Raw genomic sequence first — 453 nt, 5'->3', positions numbered from 1 at the left:
CCTATAACCATGAAGGTCCACTTCATCTAAGATAAACAACACACGCTTTTTGTAGTTTCCGTCAGCTGTAATCTTAGCGTTTAAAAAGGTGCTCATAATCATCCGTCCAATTATTCTGGATATGATGTCTATGCTATTTGCAAAATTGGTAAGGCACTTAAATGCTCTGTTTTTTCATGGGGGAATGAATATTAAAACATTTCTTTTCCATGGGTGTTCAGATTAAGCAACAAGGCCTCATATTTTTTAGCTGGCAATAGCAAGCGCATTTGAGCGAGTGACTACCTGTGTGTAGGCTTGTTTATGTACTTCTCTGGCTTTTTGAACAGTATTGGTAATTTCTCGTGCTTTCTGTTCTGATACACCGATACTTTGGGCAAGTGTTTCATAATCTTTGTTTTTGATCGCACTCCACTCGTTTGATGAGAGACGATGCTCTACACAGCGTATAAA

Annotated in this window: 1 pseudogene; it reads right to left on the bottom strand. The window is 38.4% G+C overall.

Annotated features, from left to right (window positions below):
- Positions 1–246 precede the first annotated feature (246 nt).
- Positions 247–453, bottom strand: a pseudogene (locus J7R07_RS08020) (adenosine monophosphate-protein transferase); the annotation flags it as partial.

The organism is Bartonella phoceensis (assembly GCF_902825145.1).
Taxonomy (GTDB): domain Bacteria; phylum Pseudomonadota; class Alphaproteobacteria; order Rhizobiales; family Rhizobiaceae; genus Bartonella; species Bartonella phoceensis.
Note: the sequence above shows the minus strand (reverse complement) of the source record. Positions and strands in the feature narration are given on the sequence as shown.